Raw genomic sequence first — 20676 nt, 5'->3', positions numbered from 1 at the left:
CGCGGGAGACGCTCATGGCCAGGGTATTGGTGATAGAAGACAACGCGGCGAACATGAAACTGGCGTCGCTGCTGCTGCGCAATGCTCATCACAGCGTACTGTGCGCGGTGGACGCCGAAGCCGGACTGTTGGTCGCCCGCACCGAACTGCCGGACCTGATCCTGATGGATATCCAGCTGCCCGGCATGGACGGCCTGGCTGCCACCGCCATCCTCAAGCATGATCTGGTGACTGCCGGCATCCCCGTCATTGCGCTGACGGCCATGGCGATGAAGGAGGATCAGGAAAAAAGCCGCCAGGCCGGATGCGACGCCTATATCGCCAAGCCTCTGGGCTATCGCCAGCTCTACGCGATGATCGACGCCCTGCTGCCCGATGGAGGCGCACCGTGAGCCTTGCCGCCCCCACCATTCTTATCGTCGACGACGAAGCGCAGAACCGCCGCTTGCTTGCGGTACTGCTGCGCCCCGAGGGCTATCAGACCGAAAGTGTCGCCAGCGGCGAAGAGGCGCTCAGCGCGGTGGCCCACTCGGCCCCGGACCTGATCCTGCTCGACATTATGATGCCCGGCATCGACGGCTACCAGGTCGCCAGCATCCTGAAGGCCAACCCCGCCACCGCCAATATTCCCATCATCATGGTGACCGCGCATGGCGAGCGCGGTGCCCGCCTGGCGGGCTTGTCGGCGGGCGCGGAGGAATTCCTGACCAAGCCGGTCGACCGCACCGAATTGTGGCTGCGCGTACGCAACCTGTTGCGCCTGAAGGCTTTCGGCGATCTGCAGGAGCATAGTTTCGTGCTGGAGCAGCAGGTGGCGGCGCGCACGGCCGATCTGCAGCGCTTCCGCGCGGCGATGGACGCTACCGCCGACGCCATCATGCTGGTGAGCCGCGACACGATGCGCTTCATCGAGGTCAACGCCACCAGTTGCAGCATGCTTGGCTACACGCATGCCGAGATCCTGGCACTGGGACCGGTGGCGCTGGGCGCGGTCACGCGCGAGGCGCTGGAACAAGTTTACGATACGGTGATCGCCGGGCAGGTCAGCAAGACGCTGAGCGAAGCGGCATTGCATTGCAAGGACGGCTCGCTGATACAAGTCGAGGTGAGCCGCCAGGCCATGCCATCCGGCAGCGACTGGATCATCGTCAGCGTGGTGCGCGACATCACCGAACGAAAGCAGGCGCAGCAACGGCTGCAGCACCAGGCCAGCCACGACGCGCTGACCGGCCTGCCCAACCGCAGTTTTTTCTACGAGACGCTGCGCAAGACGGTCGTGCTGGCCAGTCAGCAAGACTGGAAGGTGGCGGTGATGTTCATCGACCTCGATCACTTCAAGAATGTCAACGACACCTTGGGCCATGCCATCGGCGACGAGTTGCTGATCCAGTTCAGCAATCGCTTGATGACCTGCGTGCGCATGCGCGACACCATCGGCAGACTGGGCGGCGACGAGTTCGGGGTGATCCTGGTGATGGAGCAAGGCCACCAGGGAGCGGCGCTGGTCGCCTCCAAGATCCGCGACGCGCTGCACGCGCCGTTCGACTTGCAGGGCTACGAAGTGATCATGACCGCCAGCATAGGCATCACGATCCATCCCGACGATGGCAGTGACACGGACGCCCTGATCAAGTACGCCGACACCGCCATGTATCAGGCCAAGCACGCCGGCCGCAACACTTACCGTTTCTTCACTGCGCAGATGAATATCGACGTGCTGCAGCGCCAGGACCTGGAAGGCGCGCTGCGCAAGGCCATCGAGCGTGAGGAATTCGAGCTGCACTATCAGCCCAAGGTATCGCTGAGCACCGGCGCGGTAGTCGGCCTGGAAGCGCTGCTGCGCTGGGCCCGTCCCGGCCACGGGCTGGTGCTGCCGGCGCTGTTCATCCCGGTGCTGGAAGAGAGCGGCATGATCGTCCGCGTCGGCAGCTGGGTCATCGCGGCCGCCTGCCGCCAGATCAGGGAATGGCAACTGGGCGAGGTGGGCCCGGTTCAGGTCTCGGTCAACGTTGCCGGCCGCCAGTTCATCGAAGGCGACCTGGAGGCCGATGTCATGCGCGCGCTGGCCGACAACAATCTTCCCGCCGGGCTGCTGGAACTGGAGCTGACGGAAACGTCGCTCATGATGAACACCGAGCGCACCATACACTGCCTGCAGACCCTGCGCGAGCGGGGCGTGAAGGTGTCCATCGACGATTTCGGCACCGGTTATTCCAGCCTGGCCTACCTGCGCCGCTTCCCGATCGACAAGCTGAAGATCGACATCGCCTTCATCCGCGACGTGACCAGCAATCCGGACGACGCAGCCATCGTGCAAGCCATCATCACCATGGCGCACAACCTGAACCTGGTGGTGATCGCCGAGGGTGTCGAAACGCCGGCCCAGCAAAGCTATCTGCTGCGCCACCATTGCGACCAGATCCAGGGCTACCTGGTCAGCCGCCCCCTGCCTGCCGCACTGACGGCCCAGCTGATGCTGTCGCACAAGACGCTGGAGCGGCCGACGACAGCGGACATGACGCGGCAAACCTTGCTGATCGTGGACGACGACCCCTTCATGCGGGAACTGCTGGCAACCGAACTAGGCGGCGAGCAATACCGCGTGCTGCTGGCGCAATCGGCAGCCCAAGCGTTCGAGACGCTGGCCCAGAACGACATCCAGGTCATCCTGTGCGACCAGAGCATGCCCGAAATGGAGGGCACGGTGTTCCTGGACAGGGTCAAAGCCATGTATCCGGACACCTTCAGAATTGTGTTATCGGGAGAGACCAACCTGGAGGACATGATGGCCGCCGTCAACAGGGGGACCATCGATCGTTTCTATACCAAGCCGTGGGACCACGCGGCGCTGCTGGGCAGCATACGCCAGGCCTTCCTGCACCCGCGCCTGGCTTCCGCCGCATCAAGCCTGGCCGCGGCGGAATCGCCGGCCTAGGCCTTGAGCAGCTGCAGCAGCGCTTGCGGATCGGCCGCGGACATCATCAGCGCCGCGTGCTGCGGGCGGATGAAGCCCTGCTCGCTCGCATGCCGGATGAAGCCGATCAGGCCGTCGTAGAAGCCGTCGACGTTCAGCAGGCCGACCGGCTTGCTGTGGATGCCCAGCTGCGACCAGGTCAGCATTTCAAACAATTCTTCCAGCGTGCCCATGCCGCCCGGCATGGCGATGAAGCCGTCGGCCAGGCTGGCCATCATGGCTTTGCGTTCGTGCATGTCCTTGACGATGAACTGGCGCGTCAGGCCGGTGTGGCCCACTTCGCGTTCGACCAGCGCGGTCGGAATCACGCCCGTCACCTCGCCGCCCACCCGCAGCACTTCGTCGGCGATGATGCCCATCAGTCCGACATTGCCGCCGCCGTAGACCAGCGCCAGGTTGTTGTCCACCATCGCGCGGCCCAGGGCGCGCGCCGCCTCCGCATAACGGGGCGTCACACCGGCGTTGGCGCCGCAATACACACAAATCGTCTTCGTCACTGCTGTTTTTCCTCTTCCAGTCCTCGTTTGGCGGCATCCGCGTCCAGCCGCTCCATGGCGTCGTGGACGCTGCAATGTGCCGCTTCTTCATACAGGCGCAGCGCGTCGGCCTGCTTGCGCTTGCCCTCCAGCATCACCAGCGCGCGCGCGTAGCGCATGCGGGCGATGGCCGATTGCGGCGTCAGCGCCAGCGCGGCCTCGAACTGCTTGTAGCATTCTTCCCTTTTCACGCCGTAGGTCAGGCCGCCTATCATGGCGCCGACCTTGTCGAGGATCTCGGCGTGGTACACGCCCAGCGCGATGTGCGCGTCGGAGCGCTGCGGCGACAGGCTGATCGCCGACTCCAGGCTGTTGCGCACCTTGGCGCCCAGGCCCTGGGCCAGCGCCTTGACCACCGAGATGCCGGTCGAATACTGGCCCAGCGCGTAGGCGTGCCAGTAGTAGCCGGACGAATTATCGGGCTGCTCCCGCTGCTGCCGCTCGCAGCGCTCGGCCACGCACTCGAAGGTGGCGAGCTTTTTTTGCGGGCTGCTCTCCAGGTAGTGCGCGTAAATGCAGATGGCCTTGTGCGCCACCGAGTAGCCGTTCACGCCGACGTCGAGCCCCAGCCGCGCGGCGCGTTCGAACTCGCCGGCGTGGAAGCAGATCCAGGCCTGCACCAGCGCCGGATTGCTCGGGAACGGTTCCTGGTCGCCGCCATGCAACAGCGGCCAGGCCGCTTCCAGCGTGGCCGGCGTGTACTGGTATGCGGGATCGGGATAAGGAAAGGGGTTCCACGCCATAACAGACTCCGTGAGCTTACTTCAGCTTCTTCAGATATTCTTCGGACAGTTTCTGGAACAGCAAACTGGTTTCGTTGCGCAGATACGGGCCGATCTGCGACAGCACCTGGTAGCAGCCGCGCGCCAGCGCGTCGGCCATCGATTGCTGCTCGCTGTATTTGCGCGGGTTGCGCACGTATTCGTAGGACAGCCAGTAGGTCGCCACCACCACCATATTGGTGGCCATGGCGTCGATGGCGGTGTCCGAGGCTTCCAGGGACTTTTCGCTGCGCAAGTCTTCGCACAGCTGCTTGGCCACCTTGATCTTGTGCGCCAGGATTTGCTTGAAGTGCAGCTCGAGCTTGCGGTTGCGCGACAGCAGGTCGTTCAGGTCGCGGTAGAAGAAGCGGTAGCGCCAGATCAGTTCGAACATCAGGTGCAGGTACAGCCAGACGTCCTCGATGTTCGAGCGGCGGCCGTTGGGCACGGTCAGGATGCGTTCGATCTCGGCTTCGAACTGGACGAAGATCGAATTGACGATGTCGTCCTTGTTGCGGAAGTGGTAGTACAGATTCCCCGGCGAGATATTCATCTCTTCGGCGATCACCGTGGTGGTGATATTCGGTTCGCCGAATTCATTAAACAAGCGCAATGACAGTTCAAGTATGCGTTCGCGGGTACGGCGGGGTGCTTTTTGTAGCATAGCAATGAGACCTCTGTTTATTCTCCTGCAAGCATAACACCGATGCCCCATTCTAAGAAACATCTACACGCCGCTTTGCGTGCACATGCGTGCCTGATGGCGAAAGATACGCCAAAATATCGCTAACGTCGGCTATTTTGCGGCTGTTTTGGCCTTGGCGCGCGCCGTCGGCTTGGCGGCGGGCTTTTTGGCGGCCTTGGCGGCAGGCTTGGCGGCAGGCTTCGCTGCCGGCTTGACGGCGGCCTTCTTCGGCGCCGGCTTGGGGGTGAGCGCCGCCACCTGCTTCGTCAACTCGTCGATGCGCAGGCTCAGCGCCTCGACTTCCTTGGCGGTCGGCACGCCGATCGAGCTCAGCGCCCGCAACACGCGCTCCTCGAACAACTGCATGGAGAAGAACTTGCCCTCTTCCTCCTGCGCCTTGGCGAAGGCGCTGAGGCCGGCCTGCCAGATTTCCTGCGACGACATGCGTACAACTTCAGCCGTCTGCTGGTCGTCGTTCTTCTTCAACTTCTTAGCCATTTGAACATCCCGTGGTTTTGCATTGCCGTCATTTTATTGTAGATAGCAAAACTAGAACAGGGTTTCTAATGCGGCAGGCGGGCGTTCAGAATTCGCGCGACGCCAGCGCGTCGAACTGCTCCCGGCTGGGGAAGTTCTTCAGGCGGTAGCGGGCCGGGTAGCCCTCCTCGCTGTGCGCCAGCTCATGAATGCTGGCGCGCAGATCGTCCCAGGCCACCAGCTTGGGACTGCCCTCGCCCGTCTCGCTGTCGTCGTCCGGCCGCACCAGCGCCACCAGGTCGACCTGCGGCAGCAGCGTGTCGACGCCCTCGGTCCAGACGCCGTAGCTGATCAGGCGTCCGGTATCGGTTTTCTGCACCAGCTGGCAGGTGGCGACAAAGACGTCGATGGCGTCGCGCTCGTAGGCCTTGTCCAGCAACTGCTTTTGCGAGGCGTAGTCGTCGGCCAGGTAGATTTTCTTCAGCTGCTCCAGTTGCCCCCGCACCTCCGCGTCCGCCGGCAGGTATTCCACCGCCTTGCCCTGCTCGAAGCGGTACATCAGCGCGGAAATGACGCGGCCCTCATCGCTGGCGTAGCCGCGCGACAGCGCCAGCATGGCCAGCAGCGCCGCGCTGTTGTTGGACGACGCCACCAGCAGGCGGTTACGCGTCGGCATCATGACGATGGGGTCGCCGCCGACTTCCAGCCGGAAAAACATGTCGGCCAGCAGGATGCGCGACGCCTCGTACGAATCGTCCCACGCCGCCACCAGCACGCCGGGCGCGGCCGGCACGAAGTTGGCCACCGTCATGTCGCGCAGATTGTCCAGCGCGGCGGCCAGCGCCACGTCGAACGACACGCCCCAGTCCACCAGCGCCGACGCCGACAGCGTCTGGATCGAATGCGCGCTGTCGTAGGCGAGCATCAGCACGCTGTCCGCGCTGAACGGCGCCGCGCCGTCCATGAACGACTGCGCCCCGCCCTGGCCCACCTGCGTCAGCCGCATGTATTCGATCATGGCGCGCCCGCGCAGCACCGGCCGCAGGCCGTCGCGCGCTTCGGCGAAGGTGGCCGGCAATTCCGGCGCCTGCATGCTGCGGATGTAGTGGGCCAGCACGTCGGGCCGGCGCTTGCGGTCGGCGGCGCAATAGTCGCGGTAGGCGTTGTGCAGATTGAAGATCTCGGCGCTGCCGCTGCCGCCGACCAGCCGGAATTCGTCGGCGTCAAAGCTGAGCGGTCCCGCGCGGCCGCTGTCGGCAAAGGCCTGCATGGCCAGTCGGGCAAACTTCTCTGGGGAGGGGGTCGATTTGAAAAAGTCGAAAATGCCCAAACTTACTCCTTGATGTCCGCGGTGACGGCCAGCGGCGGATGCACGACGGCCGCGCCGCCATGCACCTGGGCATGCAGGCGGAAGCCTTCGCGGATGTTCTCGCGCAGCACGGCGCCCTTCCACGGCTTGGTGTAGAAGCGGTCGATGGCGCCGTGGTTGATGGCCGCCATGATCGGCGTCAGGTCGGCATAGGCCGACAGCATGATGCGGAAGGTGTCCGGCGCCAGGTTCTTGACCCGCTCCATGAACTCGGTGCCGCTCATCAAGGGCATGCACTGGTCGCACAGGATCACCTGCACCCGGTGCTGGGCCAGGATGTCGAAGCCTTCGGCCGCCGTCTGCGCGGTCAGGATGCGGTAGCCGTCCTGCGACAGGAAATCGGTCAGCACGTCGAGCATGAAGGCGTCGTCGTCGACGATCAGCAGGGTCTGCTGGTCGACGATATTGTCGTCGGCCGGGGCCTGCAGGTAGTGGCCCGAGCGCAGCATCGCCTCGAACTCGTCCTCCGGCAGCGGCCGGCTGAAGTAATAGCCCTGCATCTCGTCGCAGCCATGGCGGCGCAGGTAGGCCAGCTGCGGCTCCTTCTCGACGCCCTCGGCGATCACTTCCAGCTTCATGCTGTGCGCCATGTTGATGATGGCCAGCACGATGGCGGCGTCGTCCGGATTGCTGGTCACTTCGCGCACGAAGGCGATGTCGATCTTCAGCTTGTCGATCGGGAAGCGCTTCAGGTAGGCCAGCGACGAATAGCCGGTGCCGAAGTCGTCGATCGAGATCTGGATGCCCAGCGCCTTCAGGTTCTGCAGCACGGTGATGGTTTCTTCGGCGTTCGACATCAGCGAGCTTTCGGTCAGCTCCAGCTCGAGCAGGTCGGGCGCGATGCCGTGCTCCTTGATCGCCTTCAGCACCTCCTCCTCCAGCCCGCCGACGAAGAACTGGATGCCGGACACGTTGACCGACAGGTGCACGGCGCCGGCGTTGGACTTGCCCCATTCGGCGATCTTGCGGCAGGCCTCGTTGAGCACCCAGGTGCCGACCCGCACGATCAGCCCGGTCTCTTCAAGAATCGGAATGAACAGCGCCGGCGACACCATGCCGTGGCCCGGCCGCTTCCAGCGTATCAGCGCCTCGGCGCCGCTGACGCGGCCGCTGGCGATGTGCACCTTGGGCTGGAAGTGCAGCACGAATTCCTCGTTGTCGATGGCGCGCCGCAGCGCGTTCTCCAGGTCCAGCCGCGCCAGCGACTGCGCGTTCATCTCGGCGGTGAAGAAGCGGAAGGCGTCGCGCCCCGCCTCCTTGGCGCGGTACATGGCGGTGTCGGCGTACTGGATCAGCGTGTCGGGATCGGTGCCGTCGTCCGGGTAGACGGCGATGCCGATGCTGGCCGTCACCGTCGCCTCGTGGCCTTTCAGGTCGAACGGCCGGCGCAGCGCCTCGCGGATCTTGTCGACCACGGCGATGGCGTTCTGCGCGCCCTCGGGCAGCATCAGGATGGCGGCGAACTCGTCGCCGCCGAAGCGGCCGATGGTGTCGCGCACCCGCAGGCAGTCGACCAGACGGCTGGAGAACTGGCGCAGCAGCTCGTCGCCGATGGTGTGGCCCAGCGTGTCGTTGACGTTCTTGAAGCGGTCGACGTCGAGGAACAGCACCGCCAGCGACCAACGGTGCTCGGCGGCCTGGCGCAGCGAATGGGTCAGCGAATCGTAGAACTGGCTGCGGTTGGGCAGGCCGGTCAGCGTGTCGAAGTGCGCCAGCTTGAGCAGGCGCTGCTCGGCCTCCTTGCGCTCGGTGATGTCGCGCGCCACCGCCACCAGGATCCAGCTCGGGCCGGAGCGCAAGGTGCGGCGCTGCACTTCCACCGCCAGCGGCGAGCCGTCCTTGCGGTGCACCAGCAGCTCGGTCATGGCGCCGCTCTGGTCGCCCGACAGCAGCTTGTCGTACAGCTCTTCCAGCTTGCTCAGATCGCTTTCGACGGACTTGTTCGGGCCGACCTTGAGGAAGTCCTCGCGCTCGTAGCCCAGCATGCGGCAGGCGGTGACGTTGACGTCGACAAAGCACATGCCGGCGCGGTCGACCAGGAAGATGGCGTCGGCGGTGGCGTCCATCGCCAGGCGGAAGCGGCGCAGGTCCTCGTCGAGCCGGATGCGGGCGTTCATGTCCAGGGTCAGCTGCGCGTGGTGGCGCTTGATTTCCTCGTACAGCAGCAGGTTTTCGTAGGCCACCGAGATCTGCGCGGCCACGGTGGCGGCGACGCGCTCGTCGACCTCGGAGAAGCCGTCGGCGCCCAGCTTGTCGACCAGGTAGAGCCAGCCGTGGGTGCGCTCGCGCGAGGCGATCGGCACGCCGAGGAAGGAGTGCACGGGCGGATGGCCGGCAGGCAGGCCGATGCTGGCCGGGTCGCCGTCGAGATCGTTGATGCGGCAGGCTTGCCGCTGTTCCAGCAAGCCGCGCAGCACGCCGGCGCGCGGCGCCTGGATGATCTGCCGGGCCGGCATGCCGGCGCCGCAGCTGGCGAAATAACTGAGCTCGGTCGCGCCGCTTTCCAGCACGCCGATGCAGGCGTATTTGGAGACGCAGATGTTCTGCGCCACGCGGCAGCCGATGTCGACCAGCGCGCCCGGGTCGCGCTCGGCGCCCAGTTCGATGCCCAGCTCGATCAGCGCGGTCAGGCGCAGGCTCACCGCCTGCAGGCTGGAGAGCGAGCTGGTCAGGCGCTGCGTCATCAGCGTCAGGTTTTCCGGCCGGTCCGCATCGGGGCCGCGGGCCAGCTGCGTGATCAGCTGGCTGCTCGATTCCAGCTCGCCCAGGTAGCCGGCCACCTGGTCGTCGATGTTGTGGAAGCGCCCCTCCTGCGGCGGCTCCGGCGAGAACGCCGGCAGCGTTTCTTCCTCGCTGGCCACGGCCAGCCCCAGCGCCTCGTTGACGGTGGCCAGTATCACTTCCGGATCGGACGGCTTGGGCAGCACCCAGCGCACGCCGCAGGATTGCGCCACCGCCATCGCCTCGCGCTCGCGGTAGGTGGCGGTGTAGAAGATCACCGGCACGTCGGCCGTGTCCGGATTGCCGTGCATGCGGGTGACGAACTCGTAGCCGTCCATGTTCGGCATCAGGATGTCGGAGATCACCAGGTCCGGCCGTTCTGCCAGCACCATCGCCAGGCCCTCGGCGCCGTTGGACGCCTCCAGCAGCCGGTGGCCGCCGTAGCCGAGCAAGGTCATCAGGAACTCGCGGTTGAGCACATGGTCGTCCACGATCAGGATGGTGGCGATGTCGTTTTTAGCCGGGGTCGACACCGCCCCGGTCAAAAAAGACTCGATCTGCGTGACGAAGGTGTCCGGCTCGACCGGCTTGCCGATGTAGCCGTCGAAGCCGGCCGCCAGCAGTTTTTCGCGGTCGCCCAGCATCGCCAGCGCGGTCACCGCCAGGGTCGGAATGTGGCGCACGGTCGGGTCCGCCTTGAGCGCGGCCACCACGCCGTAGCCGTCCAGCTTGGGCAGGTGCACGTCGCAGATGATCAGGTCGGGCACCTCGCGCAGCGCGGCCGCCACGCCGGCCTCGCCGTCGGCGGCCGACAGCGGGGTATAGCCGAATGCGCGCAACAGATACACCATCAACTCCATGTTGGTGGCATTGTCTTCTATGATCAGGATGCGTGCAGACACGTTAAGGCTCCCTCTTTCGACATCCAGCGACTTGGCGTGGATCAAGTCATCATACTAACTCGTAAATCCGTTCTGCGCGTGTGCGCCTCACCACTTACCAGGATGCATATGAGTAACCATACAGCAACAATCAACGGGAAAAATCACACAAAATCACACCTGCGCCACCGATTCGATTTCGGCCAGCGCGCAGCGCATGATGTCGGGATGGCGGCCCAGCGCGACATGGCCTATGGCGCCGAACACCAGGTTGCGCGCGCCGGGCAAATCGCTGGAATCCTGGGGCACGACAATGTTGTCATGGACAGAATAAATTGAGCTGAACATGCTACGTTGCAAATTTGCCTCAGATGCGGCCAGGCCGTCCAGCCACGCGCTGTTGACGCGCATTTGCAGCGCGTTGCTGCCGGGTCCGAAATGCGCCAGCGCGGTGCCGTGGTGCGGCGTGCCCAGCGTGATGACGCGGGCGATGCGCTGGTGGCCGTAGCGGCGCAGGTAGGCGCGCGCCACCAGCCCGCCCATGCTGTGGCCGACGATGATGACTTGCGCGCTGCCAGTCGCTTCGCACAACTGTTCGACGGCCCGCTGCACCTGCGGCGCGTAGTCGTCGATGGAAGCGCCCAGCGGCTCCAGGTCGATGCCGTAGTGGCTGATGCGCGCGCGCGTCAGCAAGGCGCTCATCGGCGTCCAGTAGCCGCTGTTGCAGGCGTAGCCATGGATCAGCAGCACCGGCAGCCCGCGCGCCTGCGGCTGCAGCCGCAGGCCCAGCGGCTTGAGCATGTAGTAGGACGAGGTCAGCATCGAGGCACTGAATTCATGCAGGAACAAGGCGGCGGCGCGGAGCGGATTGAGCGCGTGATCGGGCGGCGTGGCGCTGCCCGCGCGCGAACTCATCAGGAAGTTGTTGGCCGAGATCAGCAGCCGCACCAGCAACACGATGGCGATGCCGATGCCGGCATAGGCCAGCGCCGTCAACGGCGGGTTCAGCGGCGCCTCCCAGGCCGGCCGCCACACGTGGTGCAGCCCGGCCGCCAGCGCCAGCACGGCGCCGGCTTGCAGCGCAAGCAACAGGATAATCAGACGTTTGATCATGCCGCCATCATACCGCGCCTGTCCAGGTTTCAGGCCTTGACCGGCCGCGCCGCCGGCTTGCCGGTCAGCTGCTGCGCCAGTCCGCTGGCCAGCCGCGCCACGATGCCGTAGATCGACAGCTGCGGATTGGCGCCGATCGAGGTCGGGAACAGCGAACCGTCGTGCACCGACAGGTTGCTCAGTCCATGATAGCGGCCGTCGGCGCCGGTCACGCCCAGACGCTGGTCGTCGGACATGGCGCAGCCGCCCATCACGTGCGCCGACACCACGCGCGTGGCGAGCAGCTTGAAAGGCAGTGCGTTGATGCCGGCCCTGGCCTGCGCCCAGCTGGTGTACTTGAGCGCCGCCTCGTGCACCGGCGCGACATCCTTGGCGCCGGCGGCGAACTGGATCTCGGCCATCGTCAGCAGCGCGCGGCGCGCGCCGTCCCAGACGAAGTCGGTGATCGGGTAATCGAGCACCGGCGCGCCGTTGCCGGCCAGCGCCACGCTGCCGCCGGGCGCGTCGGCGTGGAAACCGTCGCGCAGCAGCGCCAGGATCACCTGCTTGTGCGGGAACTGCGCCATGTCGCCGGCGTGCTGGGCGCCGAAGCCGGCGGTGGTGGTGGCCAGCAGCAGCGGATGCAGCGGCGGCACTTCCAGCTTGTAGCCCATCGGGCCGTCGATCGGATCGGCATGCAGGAAGTGGTCCGAATACACCGTCTGCGGCGCGCCGGCGTAGCCGTCCACGCGCTGCTCGAAGGTGCCGGCCGAGATCACCACCGGATGCAGGAAGGTGCGCTTGCCCAGCAGGCCGTGCGGATCGGGCGCGCCGGAGCGCATCAGCAGCGCCGGCGAATTGATGGCGCCGCCGGCGACGACGAAGTGTCTGGCGCGCAGCGTGACGCGGCGGCCGGTGGTCGCCAGGCCGGCCGCGTCCAGCGCCACGCAATCGAGCTGGACCACCTTGTCGCCCTTGAGGACGAAGCGTTCGGCGCGGGCGCGCGTCAGCAAGGTGGCGCCGTTTTGCAGCGCCGACGGGATGGTCGTGACCAGCATCGACTGCTTGGCGTTGGTCGGACAACCCATGCCGCAATAGCCCAGGTTCCAGCAGCCGTTGACGTTGCGCCGTATCAGCGCGGTCGGAATGCCCAGCTTGGCCGCGCCGCGCCGCAGGATGTCGTTGTTCTCGTTGGGCGGCGCCGACCAGTCGGAAATATTCAGGCGCTGCTCCATCATGCCGAACCACGGCGCCAGCGATGCCGGCGCATAGTCCTTTAAACCATACTGTTTAGTCCAATACGCCAGCGTGATGTCCGGCGTGCGGAAGCTGCTGGTCCAGTTGACGGTGGTGCTGCCGCCGACGGTGCGGCCCTGCAGGATGTTGATGCCCTTGTCGCGCGTCTTGCGCGCGGCCGACTCCTGGTACATCTGCGGATAGGCCTCGGCCTCGCGCATGTTGAAATCCGTGGACGAGCGCAGCGCGCCCTCCTCGACGATCAGCACGCGCAGGCCGGACAGCGCCAGGATCTCGGCGGTGACGCCGCCGCCGGCGCCGCTGCCGACGATCACCACGTCGGCCTCCAGCGTGCTGTCGGCGTCGAGCCGCGAACAGTCGGTGACGCGCCAGCCGACGGCCAGCCCGGCCTGGATCGGATCGGGTATCACGCCCTTGGGCGCGGCGATGGGGATATTCGTGGCAATCATTTCAGCAGCTCCTTCAGCGGACCGGGATAGCCGATCGATTCCCACGTCGACGGATCGGCGTACCAGGGGCCGAGGATCAAATCATGCAGCGCCATGTAGCCAGTCTGCAGCAGGCCGAGGCGGTGCGTGCGCCAGCTTTGCAGGAAGGCCGCCACCTGCTGCGGATCGGCCTGCTCCCAGTTGCCGGACACGCCGGCCAGCCAGCGCCGCGCGGGCGCCAGCGCCAGCAGGCCGAACAGGTCCCGCACTTCCTTTTGCGTGGCCAGCGGCAGGCCGAGGATGGCGGCCTGGGTGCGCGCCGTGGCGGCCGTGACGGCGGCGGCGCGCGCGGCCGGCTCGGACGGCAGCACGCCGGCCAGCATCGCCGGGATGATCGCGGCCAGCACGGCTTGTGCTTCGCCGTCCAGTTTGAAGGGGGTGTCGCTGGCAGGCGGATTCGCCATGCGATAGATGGCGCCGCCGGCAGCGAGGGTAATCGCGCCGACTACGCCGATCTTCAGGAAAGATCTGCGGGTGGTCATGTCTCCGTCCGTCTGTATTTTTTTAATCCAGCTAGTGTACGTGAACGGATGGAGAACCTTGACGGCAAAAAATAGAGGGCGGCGTCTAGTAACGTTTAATGGCGCAGGCCTTAGTTCCTGGGCTTGCCGGTCATATGGCGGGCGATGCCGCGCAGGATGTTGACTTCTTCCTTCTCCAGCTGGGCGCGGGCGAACATGCGCTTGAGGCGCGGCATCAGCTTGCGCGGATTGGTGGCGTCGAGGAAGCCGATATCCACCAGCGCCTGTTCCAGGTGCTGGTACATGCCCTCGATCTGTTCCACGCTGGCCGCCTCGCCCTGGAAGCCGATCTCGTTGGCGTCGCCGGACGGCTGGCGCGCGCTCGGGGCGCCGTCCAGCGCCGCCATGCGGCATTCGTAGGCCAGCACCTGCGCCGCCTGCGACAGGTTCAGCGAGGAATAGTCCGGATTGGCTGGAATATTGATCAGCACATTACACTTCTCGACCAGCTCGTTCGGCAGCCCGAACCGCTCATTGCCGAAGATGAGCGCCGCGCGCAGCTCGGGCTGGGCCGCCAGCTGCTCCGCCATCTGGCGCGGCGTCAGCACCGGAGGCGAATATTCGCGCAGCCGGGCCGAGACGGCGGCGGCGAAGTTGATGCCGTCAAGCGCCTCGGCCATGCTGCCGACCACCCGCGCGCCTTCGAGGATATCCTGGGCGCCACTGGCGAAAGCGACCGCCTCGGGGTCCTGCAAGGCGTTGTCGAACCGCGGCGTCACCAGCACCAGGTCGCTGAAACCCATGGTTTTCATGGCCCGCGCCACGGCCCCGATATTGCCCGCGCGGCTGGTCTCGACCAGAATAAATCGCAGCTGTTTGAAAAGATTGGTGTTGATTTGAGGCAGGTTCATTTAAAATAGCGCTATTGCGCGGTATCGATACACAAATTCCCCGGGATTTTACCCTGTCGTCGCCGCTCCGCTCTTTAATTCACTCTTGTACCCTAATGTGCTGCCGGGCAGGCTCAGGCCCCCGGTGGGCGTTAGCGTTCTTTTAACGGAAAAGCTTACATGCACCCAATGCTCAACACGGCGATCAAAGCCGCCCGCCGCGCCGCCGCCGTCATCAACCGCGCTTCGTTCGACCTCGACCGCGTCATCGTCAACGAGAAAAATCACAAGGATTTCGTCACCGATGTCGACACGGCCGCCGAACAGGCCATCATCGAGGTGTTGTCCAAAGCTTATCCCGACCACGCCTTCCTGGCCGAAGAGTCGGGCGCTTCCAAGAACGCCAACGACGAGACTGAATACACCTGGATCATCGACCCGCTCGACGGCACCACCAACTTCATGCACGGCTTCCCGCAATACTCGATCTCGATCGCGCTGTCGCAGCGCGGCGTGATCACGCAGGCCGTCATCTACGATCCGGTGCGCAACGACCTGTTCACCGCCACCAAGGGCGCCGGCGCCTACCTCAACGACAAGCGCATCCGCGTCACCAAGCTCGACCGCATCGCCAACGCGCTGCTGTCGACCGGCTACGTGGCAGGCAACGCCAAGGCGCTGGACGAATACCTGAAGATGTACGGCATCATGGCCGAACGCTGCCACGGCGTGCGCCGCCCGGGCAGCGCCGCGCTGGACCTGGCCTACGTGGCCGCCGGCCGCCTCGACGGCTTCTATGAAAAAGGCCTGAAGCCCTGGGATATCGCCGCCGGTTCGCTGATGGTGACCGAGTCCGGCGGCATCGTCGGCGAGTTCAGCGGCGAGTCCGACTACCTGTACAAGGGCGACATCATCGCCGCCAGCCCGAAGATCTTCGGCCAGATGGTCGGCCTGCTGACCCCGTTCGCGGAGCAGCCCACGGCTTAATTGTTGATAGTGGAAAGTTTGTTACAAAAAAAGGGGCCCATCCGGGCCCTTTTCATTTCCTAAGTGAAACATAAAGCAAGTTAAGCTGTTATACTCAGGCTTGCGGCGCCTCTGACCAGTCCTTTAGCCGCAGTGTCATCCACTCTGATTGCCTGCGACTGGCGCTTTCAATAGCGACAGGCCTATCTTAACAAAAAGTCATCATGTCATTTTCCTCCCTCGGTTTGTCCGACGCTATCGTCCGTGCTGTAACCGAAACCGGCTACACCACGCCCACCCCTATCCAGCTGCAGGCGATCCCCGCAGTCCTGAATGGCGGAGACCTGCTGGCAGGCGCACAAACCGGCACCGGCAAGACCGCCGGCTTCACCTTGCCCATCCTGCATCGCCTGTCGACCGACGCCAACGGCGCGGCAATCACCAGCAACACCACCGCGCGTCCGATCCGCGCGCTGATCCTGACCCCGACCCGCGAACTGGCGGCCCAGGTCGAGGAAAGCGTGCGCACCTACGGCAAGTACACCAAGCTCAACTCCACCGTGATCTTCGGCGGCGTCGGCATCAACCCGCAGATCAAGCAGCTCAAGCACGGCGTCGACATCCTGGTCGCCACCCCTGGCCGCCTGCTGGACCACATGGAACAGCGCACCGTCAACCTGTCGAAGGTGGAAATCCTGATCCTCGACGAAGCCGACCGCATGCTGGACATGGGCTTCATCCGCGACATCAAGAAAGTGCTGGCGGCGCTGCCGCCGAAGCGCCAGAACCTGCTGTTCTCGGCCACCTTCTCGGACGAGATCAAGGCGCTGGCCGACGGCCTGCTGAACAAGCCGGCAATGATCGAAGTGGCGCGCCGCAACTCGGCGGTGGAAGTGATCGCCCAGCTGATCCACCCGGTCGACCGCGACAAGAAGCACCCGATGCTGGCGCACCTGATCAAGGCCAACAACTGGAACCAGGTGCTGGTGTTCACCCGCACCAAGCACGGCGCCAACAAGCTGGTTGAACAGCTGGGCGGCGACGGCATCGGCGCCATGGCCATCCACGGCAACAAGAGCCAGTCGGCGCGCACCAAGGCGCTGTCCGAGTTCAAGGACAACAAGCTGCAGGTGCTGGTCGCCACCGACATCGCCGCGCGCGGCATCGACATCGACCAGTTGCCGCACGTGGTCAACTACGACCTGCCGAACATTCCGGAAGACTATGTGCACCGCATCGGCCGCACCGGCCGCGCCGGCGCCACCGGCGAAGCCGTGTCGCTGGTCTGCGTGGACGAGCACGACATGCTGAAGGATATCGAAAAGCTGATCAAGCAAACCCTGCCGCGCGAAGTGATCCCGGGCTTCGAGCCGGATCCGAACGCCCGTCCGCAACCGGTGCAGCTGCGCAGCGGCGCGCCGGGTCATCGCAACGGCGGTGGCGGCGGTCGTAGTGGCGGCGGCGGACGCGGCAAGCCTGCCGCAGCCGGCGCCAAGACGGCCGGTGGCGGCGGCAACGGCGGCGGCAAGCCACGCGCTCCAGGCGCGCCGGCCGGCGGCCCGCGCACCGGCAACGGCGGCGCCCCGCGCTCGGCAGCCCAGCACCGCTCAGGCGGCCGCGGCCGATAAGCTGTTCCAGAAACCACCTTCGGGTGGTTTTTTTTCGTGCCTCGCCGGCATCGAATATGGATTACGATAGCAGCTCCGCAATATTTCCACCGGAGCCGCCATGCCCAAGTTCGCCGCCAACCTGTCCATGCTGTACGCCGACGCGCCCTTCCTGGACCGCTTCGCGCTGGCCCATGCATCGGGTTTCGACGCCGTCGAATTCCTCTTCCCCTACGCCTACGAAGCCGAACAGCTGCAGCAACGCCTGCGCCGCCACCAGCTCAAGCTGGTGCTGTTCAACCTGCCCTGCGGCGACTGGAACGCCGGCGACCGCGGCATGGCCTGCGACCCGCGCCGCATCGAGGAATTCCGCGCCGGCGTGCAGTCGGCGCTGGACTACGCGCGCGAACTGGACGTCACGCAGCTGCACTGCATGGCCGGCAAACTGCCGGCCGGACTGGAGCCCGAACGCGCCCGCGCCACCTACGTCGACAACCTGCGCTACGCCGCCGCCCAGCTAGCGCCGCACGGCATCAACCTGCTGATCGAGCCGATCAACTACTACGACATCCCCGGCTACTTCCTCAACCACAGCAAACAGGCGCTGGACATCATCGCCGAGACCGGCAGCCCCAACCTGTTCCTGCAGTACGACATCTATCACATGCAGCGCATGGAAGGCGAACTGAGCAATACGATCCGGGCCAACCTGCCGATGATCAAGCACATGCAGATCGCCGACACGCCGGGCCGCCACGAGCCGGGCACCGGCGAGATCAATTACCGCCACCTGTTCCGCCTCATCGACGAGATCGGCTACGACGGCTGGCTGGGCTGCGAATACAACCCAGCCGCCGGCACCGACGCCGGCCTCGGCTGGCGACAAGAACTGAACCGCTGAGCCACCGGTCTGCGCTGGCGCAACACGGAGAGATTCGCCCGCAGCAACAATACCCCTTCACGCCTGGGAGCGCCCATGAAACTGCCTCGTCTGTTCCTGATGCTCGGCCTGTTGGCCATCCTCGCCGGCTGCGCCAGCAGCACGCCACGCATGGCCGAAGTGCGCGAGTTCGCCGCGCAGTCGCCCAAGCTCAACGCCTACCACGAGCTGACCGAGCGCTACCGCAACACCTACCAGCGCGAGCAGCCCTTCCTGTCCGGCAGCGCCGATACCCGCGAACACTTGCTGGACGCCCGCCGCCAGGCCGCCTGCGACGATTTCGTCAAGCTGCAGTACGGCGTGCAGGCGTATCTGCAGGCGCTGGGCAGGCTGGCCGGCGACAGCCAGTACGACCTCGAGGACCAGGTCAAGTCGCTGAGCGGCGGCATCAAGGCCTGGCCCGATTCCGGCCTCGACGACCGCCACGTCAACGCCCTGGCCGGCATCACGCGGCTGGTCACGCGCGCCATCACCCGGCCGATGCAGGAAAACGCCGTGCAGGAGCTGATGCGCGACGGCCAGCAGCCGATGCAGGACCTATTGGACGCCATGCGCACGCTGTTGCGCTTGTACGATAAGACCAGCGACAACGAGGAGAAGATCGTGCTTGGCATGCTGGAAACGGAAATCCCCTTCCTCGATCCCAAGCGCGACCGCCTGCTGCTGGCGTTGGCCAGGTCGCAGCAACAGGAAAAGCGCAACGAATACCGCCTGATCGGCCTGCGCTCCACGCTGGCGCAGAAGAACCTGGCCGCGATCGAGCAAAGCCATCGCGCGCTGCTGAACCAGATCCCGCCGAAATAAGGAGCCGCCATGAGCAACCCACATACCCAGGCCGATATCGAAGCGCTGGCCGACAACCTGTCCGCCTGCGCCGACGCCCTGCACACCCGCCTGATGCGGGCGATCCGCCAGCAGGCCCCGGGCAGCAGCGAGCCGAAGATCACGCAGGCGGCGGCGCAGGCGCTGTTTGACAACGAGGTGACGCTGCGCCAGCGCGCCAACAGCCTGTACCTGGATGCCGCCACGCTGGCCGCAAGCGGGTTCGGCGCTGCCCAGCAGCAGATGCTCGACCTGACCGCCCGCGCCCAGGATCACATCCGCAAGATCGACCGACTGAAGGACCTGGTCGACATCACCGCCGAGCTGCTGGCGCTGGGCGCGGCGGTGGCCGCCGGCAAGCCGGAGCACATCGCCGCGCCGCTGGAAAAAATCAAGCACCACCTGGCGACGCTGAACGCGCCGCCGCCCTGATCCCGGCCGAACAAAATCGCGCCGCGCCGGTCCAATAACCTAAGGAGCGTGCGGCATGAACGGACTGGACGATGAACAATGGGCGGCCTTGCGCGGACGGCTGGAACAGGCGCGTACCGCACTGCTGAGCCAACTGGCGGATGACCTGGACCGCAACGCCGACGTGCGCGTGCCGCTGCCGCACGAGGCCGAGGCGTCGCCGGCCGACAACGCCAGCCAGCGCACCCTCAACGCCCTGGTGCTCGAAGCGGCCGAGCACACCGCGCGCCAGCTCGACATCGTGCGCCACGCGCTGGCCAAGTATGACGACGGCAGCTACGGCCTGTGCGAAAACTGCGGCGAGGAAATCGGCTACTCGCGCCTGAACGCGCGGCCGGAGGCGCGGCTGTGCATCGCCTGCCAGACCCGCCACGAACAGCGCCGCCGCTAGTGCGCCGCTGCTGGTCCTCAATCGCCGCTGGTCCACGGCTGGCTGCGGATCTTGGCCACCTGGCGCTGCGCCAGCAGCCGCCACAGCTGCAGCGCGTCGGCCTGGGCCAGCGAGGTCATGGTGCGCGGGCTGGCCAGCGCGATCTCGCAATCGCGGTCCGACCATTCGGCAAAGCGGATGTCGCCGCCGCTCGACACCTCGACTTCATACATCAAGCCGTCGTCGTAGCCAAAGCGCAGCACCGCGCTGCCGGGAGCGCCATCGGGGGCGGCCGTCTTGCCGCTGTAGACCTCGGCCAGCGCGGCCGCCATCTGGGCTTCAGAAGGCGCCGTCACATCGCGGCCGTCCGGACGAGTAAGCACTACCCACGCCTGTGCCATTGCCGCATCCCCCTATCCAAACGCGTTAGTCCGACGGGTGCTGTTTTTTTGATTGTAGCAACTATCATACCGAAAATTACTTCGGCAACAGGCATAGTCTCGAATATGCAACAACGGCAAGGACGACGGGCTCAGGCCGGCACCGGCAGCGAATTCGGATCGAAGTCGCGCCAGTCGCCGCCGACGATGTCGCCGTCGGCGCGTTCGATACCGACCGCACCGAGACGGCGCAGCACGTCCAGCGCCGCCTGCTGCTGGGCGGCATCGGCCACCGCCACCGCGATCATCATGCCCGATTTGCGCGGCGGCACCAGGTTCTCGCCGCCCGCCTCCGCTTCGCCGGCTTCCTTCATTTTCGCAAAGCTGTACAGCGAACCGACATGGGCGCCGACCAGCGCGCCGACCACCGGCCCCAGCGGACCGGTGACGGGAATGGTCGCGCTGCCGATCACGGCGCCGGCCACCGCGCCGGTGGCGCCGCCCTGCACCACGCCCTCGTCGCTTTCC

General features: G+C 65.6%; 19 protein-coding genes and 1 pseudogene. 8 read left to right on the top strand and 12 right to left on the bottom strand.

The window, feature by feature from the left end; genetic code table 11:
- The first annotated feature begins 14 nt into the window (after window positions 1–14).
- Window positions 15–392 carry a response regulator gene (locus ACSQ3S_RS11200; protein ID WP_353402046.1) on the top strand — a complete coding sequence of 126 codons (378 nt, stop codon included), beginning with the start codon at window positions 15–17 and terminating at the stop codon, window positions 390–392.
- A complete protein-coding gene (locus ACSQ3S_RS11195) occupies window positions 389–2935 on the top strand; it encodes an EAL domain-containing protein (protein ID WP_436142399.1) in 2547 nt (848 codons plus the stop codon). Before ACSQ3S_RS11200 ends, ACSQ3S_RS11195 begins: the two co-directional genes overlap by 4 nt.
- On the opposite strand, the gene ACSQ3S_RS11190 is transcribed toward ACSQ3S_RS11195, so the two are convergent.
- The 10 genes from ACSQ3S_RS11190 to ACSQ3S_RS11145 all read right to left on the bottom strand — a co-directional run bounded on the left by ACSQ3S_RS11190 (window position 2932) and on the right by ACSQ3S_RS11145 (window position 14613).
- On the bottom strand, window positions 2932–3471 hold the full coding sequence (locus ACSQ3S_RS11190; protein ID WP_413448123.1) for a TIGR00730 family Rossman fold protein: 540 nt from the start codon (window positions 3469–3471) through the stop codon (window positions 2932–2934). The two genes, ACSQ3S_RS11195 and ACSQ3S_RS11190, sit on opposite strands and share 4 nt — an antisense overlap.
- On the bottom strand, window positions 3468–4253 hold the full coding sequence (locus ACSQ3S_RS11185; protein WP_176653664.1) for a hypothetical protein: 786 nt from the start codon (window positions 4251–4253) through the stop codon (window positions 3468–3470). The genes ACSQ3S_RS11190 and ACSQ3S_RS11185 overlap by 4 nt, the downstream gene beginning before the upstream one ends.
- A 16-nt stretch (window positions 4254–4269) precedes the next feature.
- Window positions 4270–4935, bottom strand: a complete 666-nt coding sequence (locus ACSQ3S_RS11180) for a TetR/AcrR family transcriptional regulator (protein ID WP_008446927.1) — start codon at window positions 4933–4935, stop codon at window positions 4270–4272.
- 132 nt (window positions 4936–5067) lie between these two features.
- Window positions 5068–5454 (bottom strand): phasin family protein, encoded by a 387-nt coding sequence (locus ACSQ3S_RS11175; protein ID WP_436142398.1) that lies wholly within the window; start codon window positions 5452–5454, stop codon window positions 5068–5070.
- Between the two features lie 85 nt (window positions 5455–5539).
- Window positions 5540–6703, bottom strand: coding sequence for a hypothetical protein (locus ACSQ3S_RS11170; protein WP_436142397.1), 1164 nt, complete (start codon window positions 6701–6703; stop codon window positions 5540–5542).
- Between the two features lie 62 nt (window positions 6704–6765).
- A complete protein-coding gene (locus ACSQ3S_RS11165; RefSeq protein ID WP_436142396.1) occupies window positions 6766–10425 on the bottom strand; it encodes an EAL domain-containing protein in 3660 nt (1219 codons plus the stop codon).
- Between the two features lie 153 nt (window positions 10426–10578).
- Window positions 10579–11517: an esterase/lipase family protein gene (locus ACSQ3S_RS11160; protein ID WP_436142395.1), complete on the bottom strand. Its 939-nt coding sequence runs from the start codon at window positions 11515–11517 to the stop codon at window positions 10579–10581.
- 29 nt (window positions 11518–11546) lie between these two features.
- A complete protein-coding gene (locus ACSQ3S_RS11155) occupies window positions 11547–13202 on the bottom strand; it encodes a GMC family oxidoreductase N-terminal domain-containing protein (protein WP_436142394.1) in 1656 nt (551 codons plus the stop codon).
- Window positions 13199–13723 (bottom strand): hypothetical protein, encoded by a 525-nt coding sequence (locus tag ACSQ3S_RS11150; RefSeq protein WP_436142393.1) that lies wholly within the window; start codon window positions 13721–13723, stop codon window positions 13199–13201. The genes ACSQ3S_RS11155 and ACSQ3S_RS11150 overlap by 4 nt, the downstream gene beginning before the upstream one ends.
- Before the next feature lie 110 nt (window positions 13724–13833).
- A complete protein-coding gene (locus tag ACSQ3S_RS11145) occupies window positions 13834–14613 on the bottom strand; it encodes an RNA methyltransferase (protein WP_436142392.1) in 780 nt (259 codons plus the stop codon).
- 168 nt (window positions 14614–14781) lie between these two features.
- Between ACSQ3S_RS11145 and ACSQ3S_RS11140 the strand changes: the two genes are divergently transcribed.
- The 6 genes from ACSQ3S_RS11140 to ACSQ3S_RS11115 all read left to right on the top strand — a co-directional run bounded on the left by ACSQ3S_RS11140 (window position 14782) and on the right by ACSQ3S_RS11115 (window position 19789).
- A complete protein-coding gene (locus ACSQ3S_RS11140) occupies window positions 14782–15579 on the top strand; it encodes an inositol monophosphatase family protein (protein ID WP_436145011.1) in 798 nt (265 codons plus the stop codon).
- Between the two features lie 203 nt (window positions 15580–15782).
- Window positions 15783–17186: a DEAD/DEAH box helicase gene (locus tag ACSQ3S_RS11135; protein ID WP_436142391.1), complete on the top strand. Its 1404-nt coding sequence runs from the start codon at window positions 15783–15785 to the stop codon at window positions 17184–17186.
- A 100-nt stretch (window positions 17187–17286) separates the two neighbouring features.
- Window positions 17287–18066 carry a 2-oxo-tetronate isomerase gene (gene otnI, locus ACSQ3S_RS11130; protein WP_353404753.1) on the top strand — a complete coding sequence of 260 codons (780 nt, stop codon included), beginning with the start codon at window positions 17287–17289 and terminating at the stop codon, window positions 18064–18066.
- A 75-nt stretch (window positions 18067–18141) separates the two neighbouring features.
- Window positions 18142–18909 (top strand): hypothetical protein, encoded by a 768-nt coding sequence (locus ACSQ3S_RS11125; protein WP_176653654.1) that lies wholly within the window; start codon window positions 18142–18144, stop codon window positions 18907–18909.
- A gap of 9 nt (window positions 18910–18918) precedes the next feature.
- Entirely contained in the window at window positions 18919–19359 is a 441-nt protein-coding gene (locus ACSQ3S_RS11120) for a hypothetical protein (RefSeq protein WP_436142390.1), read from the top strand.
- Between the two features lie 55 nt (window positions 19360–19414).
- Window positions 19415–19789: a TraR/DksA family transcriptional regulator gene (locus ACSQ3S_RS11115; RefSeq protein WP_413448115.1), complete on the top strand. Its 375-nt coding sequence runs from the start codon at window positions 19415–19417 to the stop codon at window positions 19787–19789.
- 17 nt (window positions 19790–19806) lie between these two features.
- On the opposite strand, the gene ACSQ3S_RS11110 is transcribed toward ACSQ3S_RS11115, so the two are convergent.
- Window positions 19807–20169, bottom strand: coding sequence for a hypothetical protein (locus tag ACSQ3S_RS11110; RefSeq protein ID WP_353404750.1), 363 nt, complete (start codon window positions 20167–20169; stop codon window positions 19807–19809).
- Between the two features lie 131 nt (window positions 20170–20300).
- Window positions 20301–20648, bottom strand: a pseudogene (locus ACSQ3S_RS11105) (glycine zipper domain-containing protein); the annotation flags it as partial.
- Window positions 20649–20676: the final 28 nt, after the last annotated feature.

It is taken from the genome of Duganella sp. LjRoot269, assembly GCF_964254095.1.
GTDB lineage: Bacteria > Pseudomonadota > Gammaproteobacteria > Burkholderiales > Burkholderiaceae_D > Rugamonas > Rugamonas hordei.
The sequence above is the reverse complement of the archived record's forward strand: the minus strand, read 5'-3'. Positions and strand labels throughout refer to the sequence as shown.

What these genes read in the sequence shown, in the direction of transcription:
- ACSQ3S_RS11200 (WP_353402046.1), top strand. Translation starts at nt 15, where the DNA reads ATGGCCAGGGTATTGGTGATAGAAGACAACGCGGCGAACATGAAACTG.
- ACSQ3S_RS11185 (WP_176653664.1), bottom strand. Translation starts at nt 4,253, where the DNA reads ATGGCGTGGAACCCCTTTCCTTATCCCGATCCCGCATACCAGTACACG.
- ACSQ3S_RS11180 (WP_008446927.1), bottom strand. Translation starts at nt 4,935, where the DNA reads ATGCTACAAAAAGCACCCCGCCGTACCCGCGAACGCATACTTGAACTG.
- ACSQ3S_RS11175 (WP_436142398.1), bottom strand. Translation starts at nt 5,454, where the DNA reads ATGGCTAAGAAGTTGAAGAAGAACGACGACCAGCAGACGGCTGAAGTT.
- ACSQ3S_RS11170 (WP_436142397.1), bottom strand. Translation starts at nt 6,703, where the DNA reads ATGCAGGCCTTTGCCGACAGCGGCCGCGCGGGACCGCTCAGCTTTGAC.
- ACSQ3S_RS11160 (WP_436142395.1), bottom strand. Translation starts at nt 11,517, where the DNA reads ATGATCAAACGTCTGATTATCCTGTTGCTTGCGCTGCAAGCCGGCGCC.
- ACSQ3S_RS11155 (WP_436142394.1), bottom strand. Translation starts at nt 13,202, where the DNA reads ATGATTGCCACGAATATCCCCATCGCCGCGCCCAAGGGCGTGATACCC.
- ACSQ3S_RS11150 (WP_436142393.1), bottom strand. Translation starts at nt 13,723, where the DNA reads ATGACCACCCGCAGATCTTTCCTGAAGATCGGCGTAGTCGGCGCGATT.
- ACSQ3S_RS11145 (WP_436142392.1), bottom strand. Translation starts at nt 14,613, where the DNA reads ATGAACCTGCCTCAAATCAACACCAATCTTTTCAAACAGCTGCGATTT.
- ACSQ3S_RS11140 (WP_436145011.1), top strand. Translation starts at nt 14,782, where the DNA reads ATGCTCAACACGGCGATCAAAGCCGCCCGCCGCGCCGCCGCCGTCATC.
- ACSQ3S_RS11135 (WP_436142391.1), top strand. Translation starts at nt 15,783, where the DNA reads ATGTCATTTTCCTCCCTCGGTTTGTCCGACGCTATCGTCCGTGCTGTA.
- otnI (WP_353404753.1), top strand. Translation starts at nt 17,287, where the DNA reads ATGCCCAAGTTCGCCGCCAACCTGTCCATGCTGTACGCCGACGCGCCC.
- ACSQ3S_RS11125 (WP_176653654.1), top strand. Translation starts at nt 18,142, where the DNA reads ATGAAACTGCCTCGTCTGTTCCTGATGCTCGGCCTGTTGGCCATCCTC.
- ACSQ3S_RS11120 (WP_436142390.1), top strand. Translation starts at nt 18,919, where the DNA reads ATGAGCAACCCACATACCCAGGCCGATATCGAAGCGCTGGCCGACAAC.
- ACSQ3S_RS11115 (WP_413448115.1), top strand. Translation starts at nt 19,415, where the DNA reads ATGAACGGACTGGACGATGAACAATGGGCGGCCTTGCGCGGACGGCTG.
- ACSQ3S_RS11110 (WP_353404750.1), bottom strand. Translation starts at nt 20,169, where the DNA reads ATGGCACAGGCGTGGGTAGTGCTTACTCGTCCGGACGGCCGCGATGTG.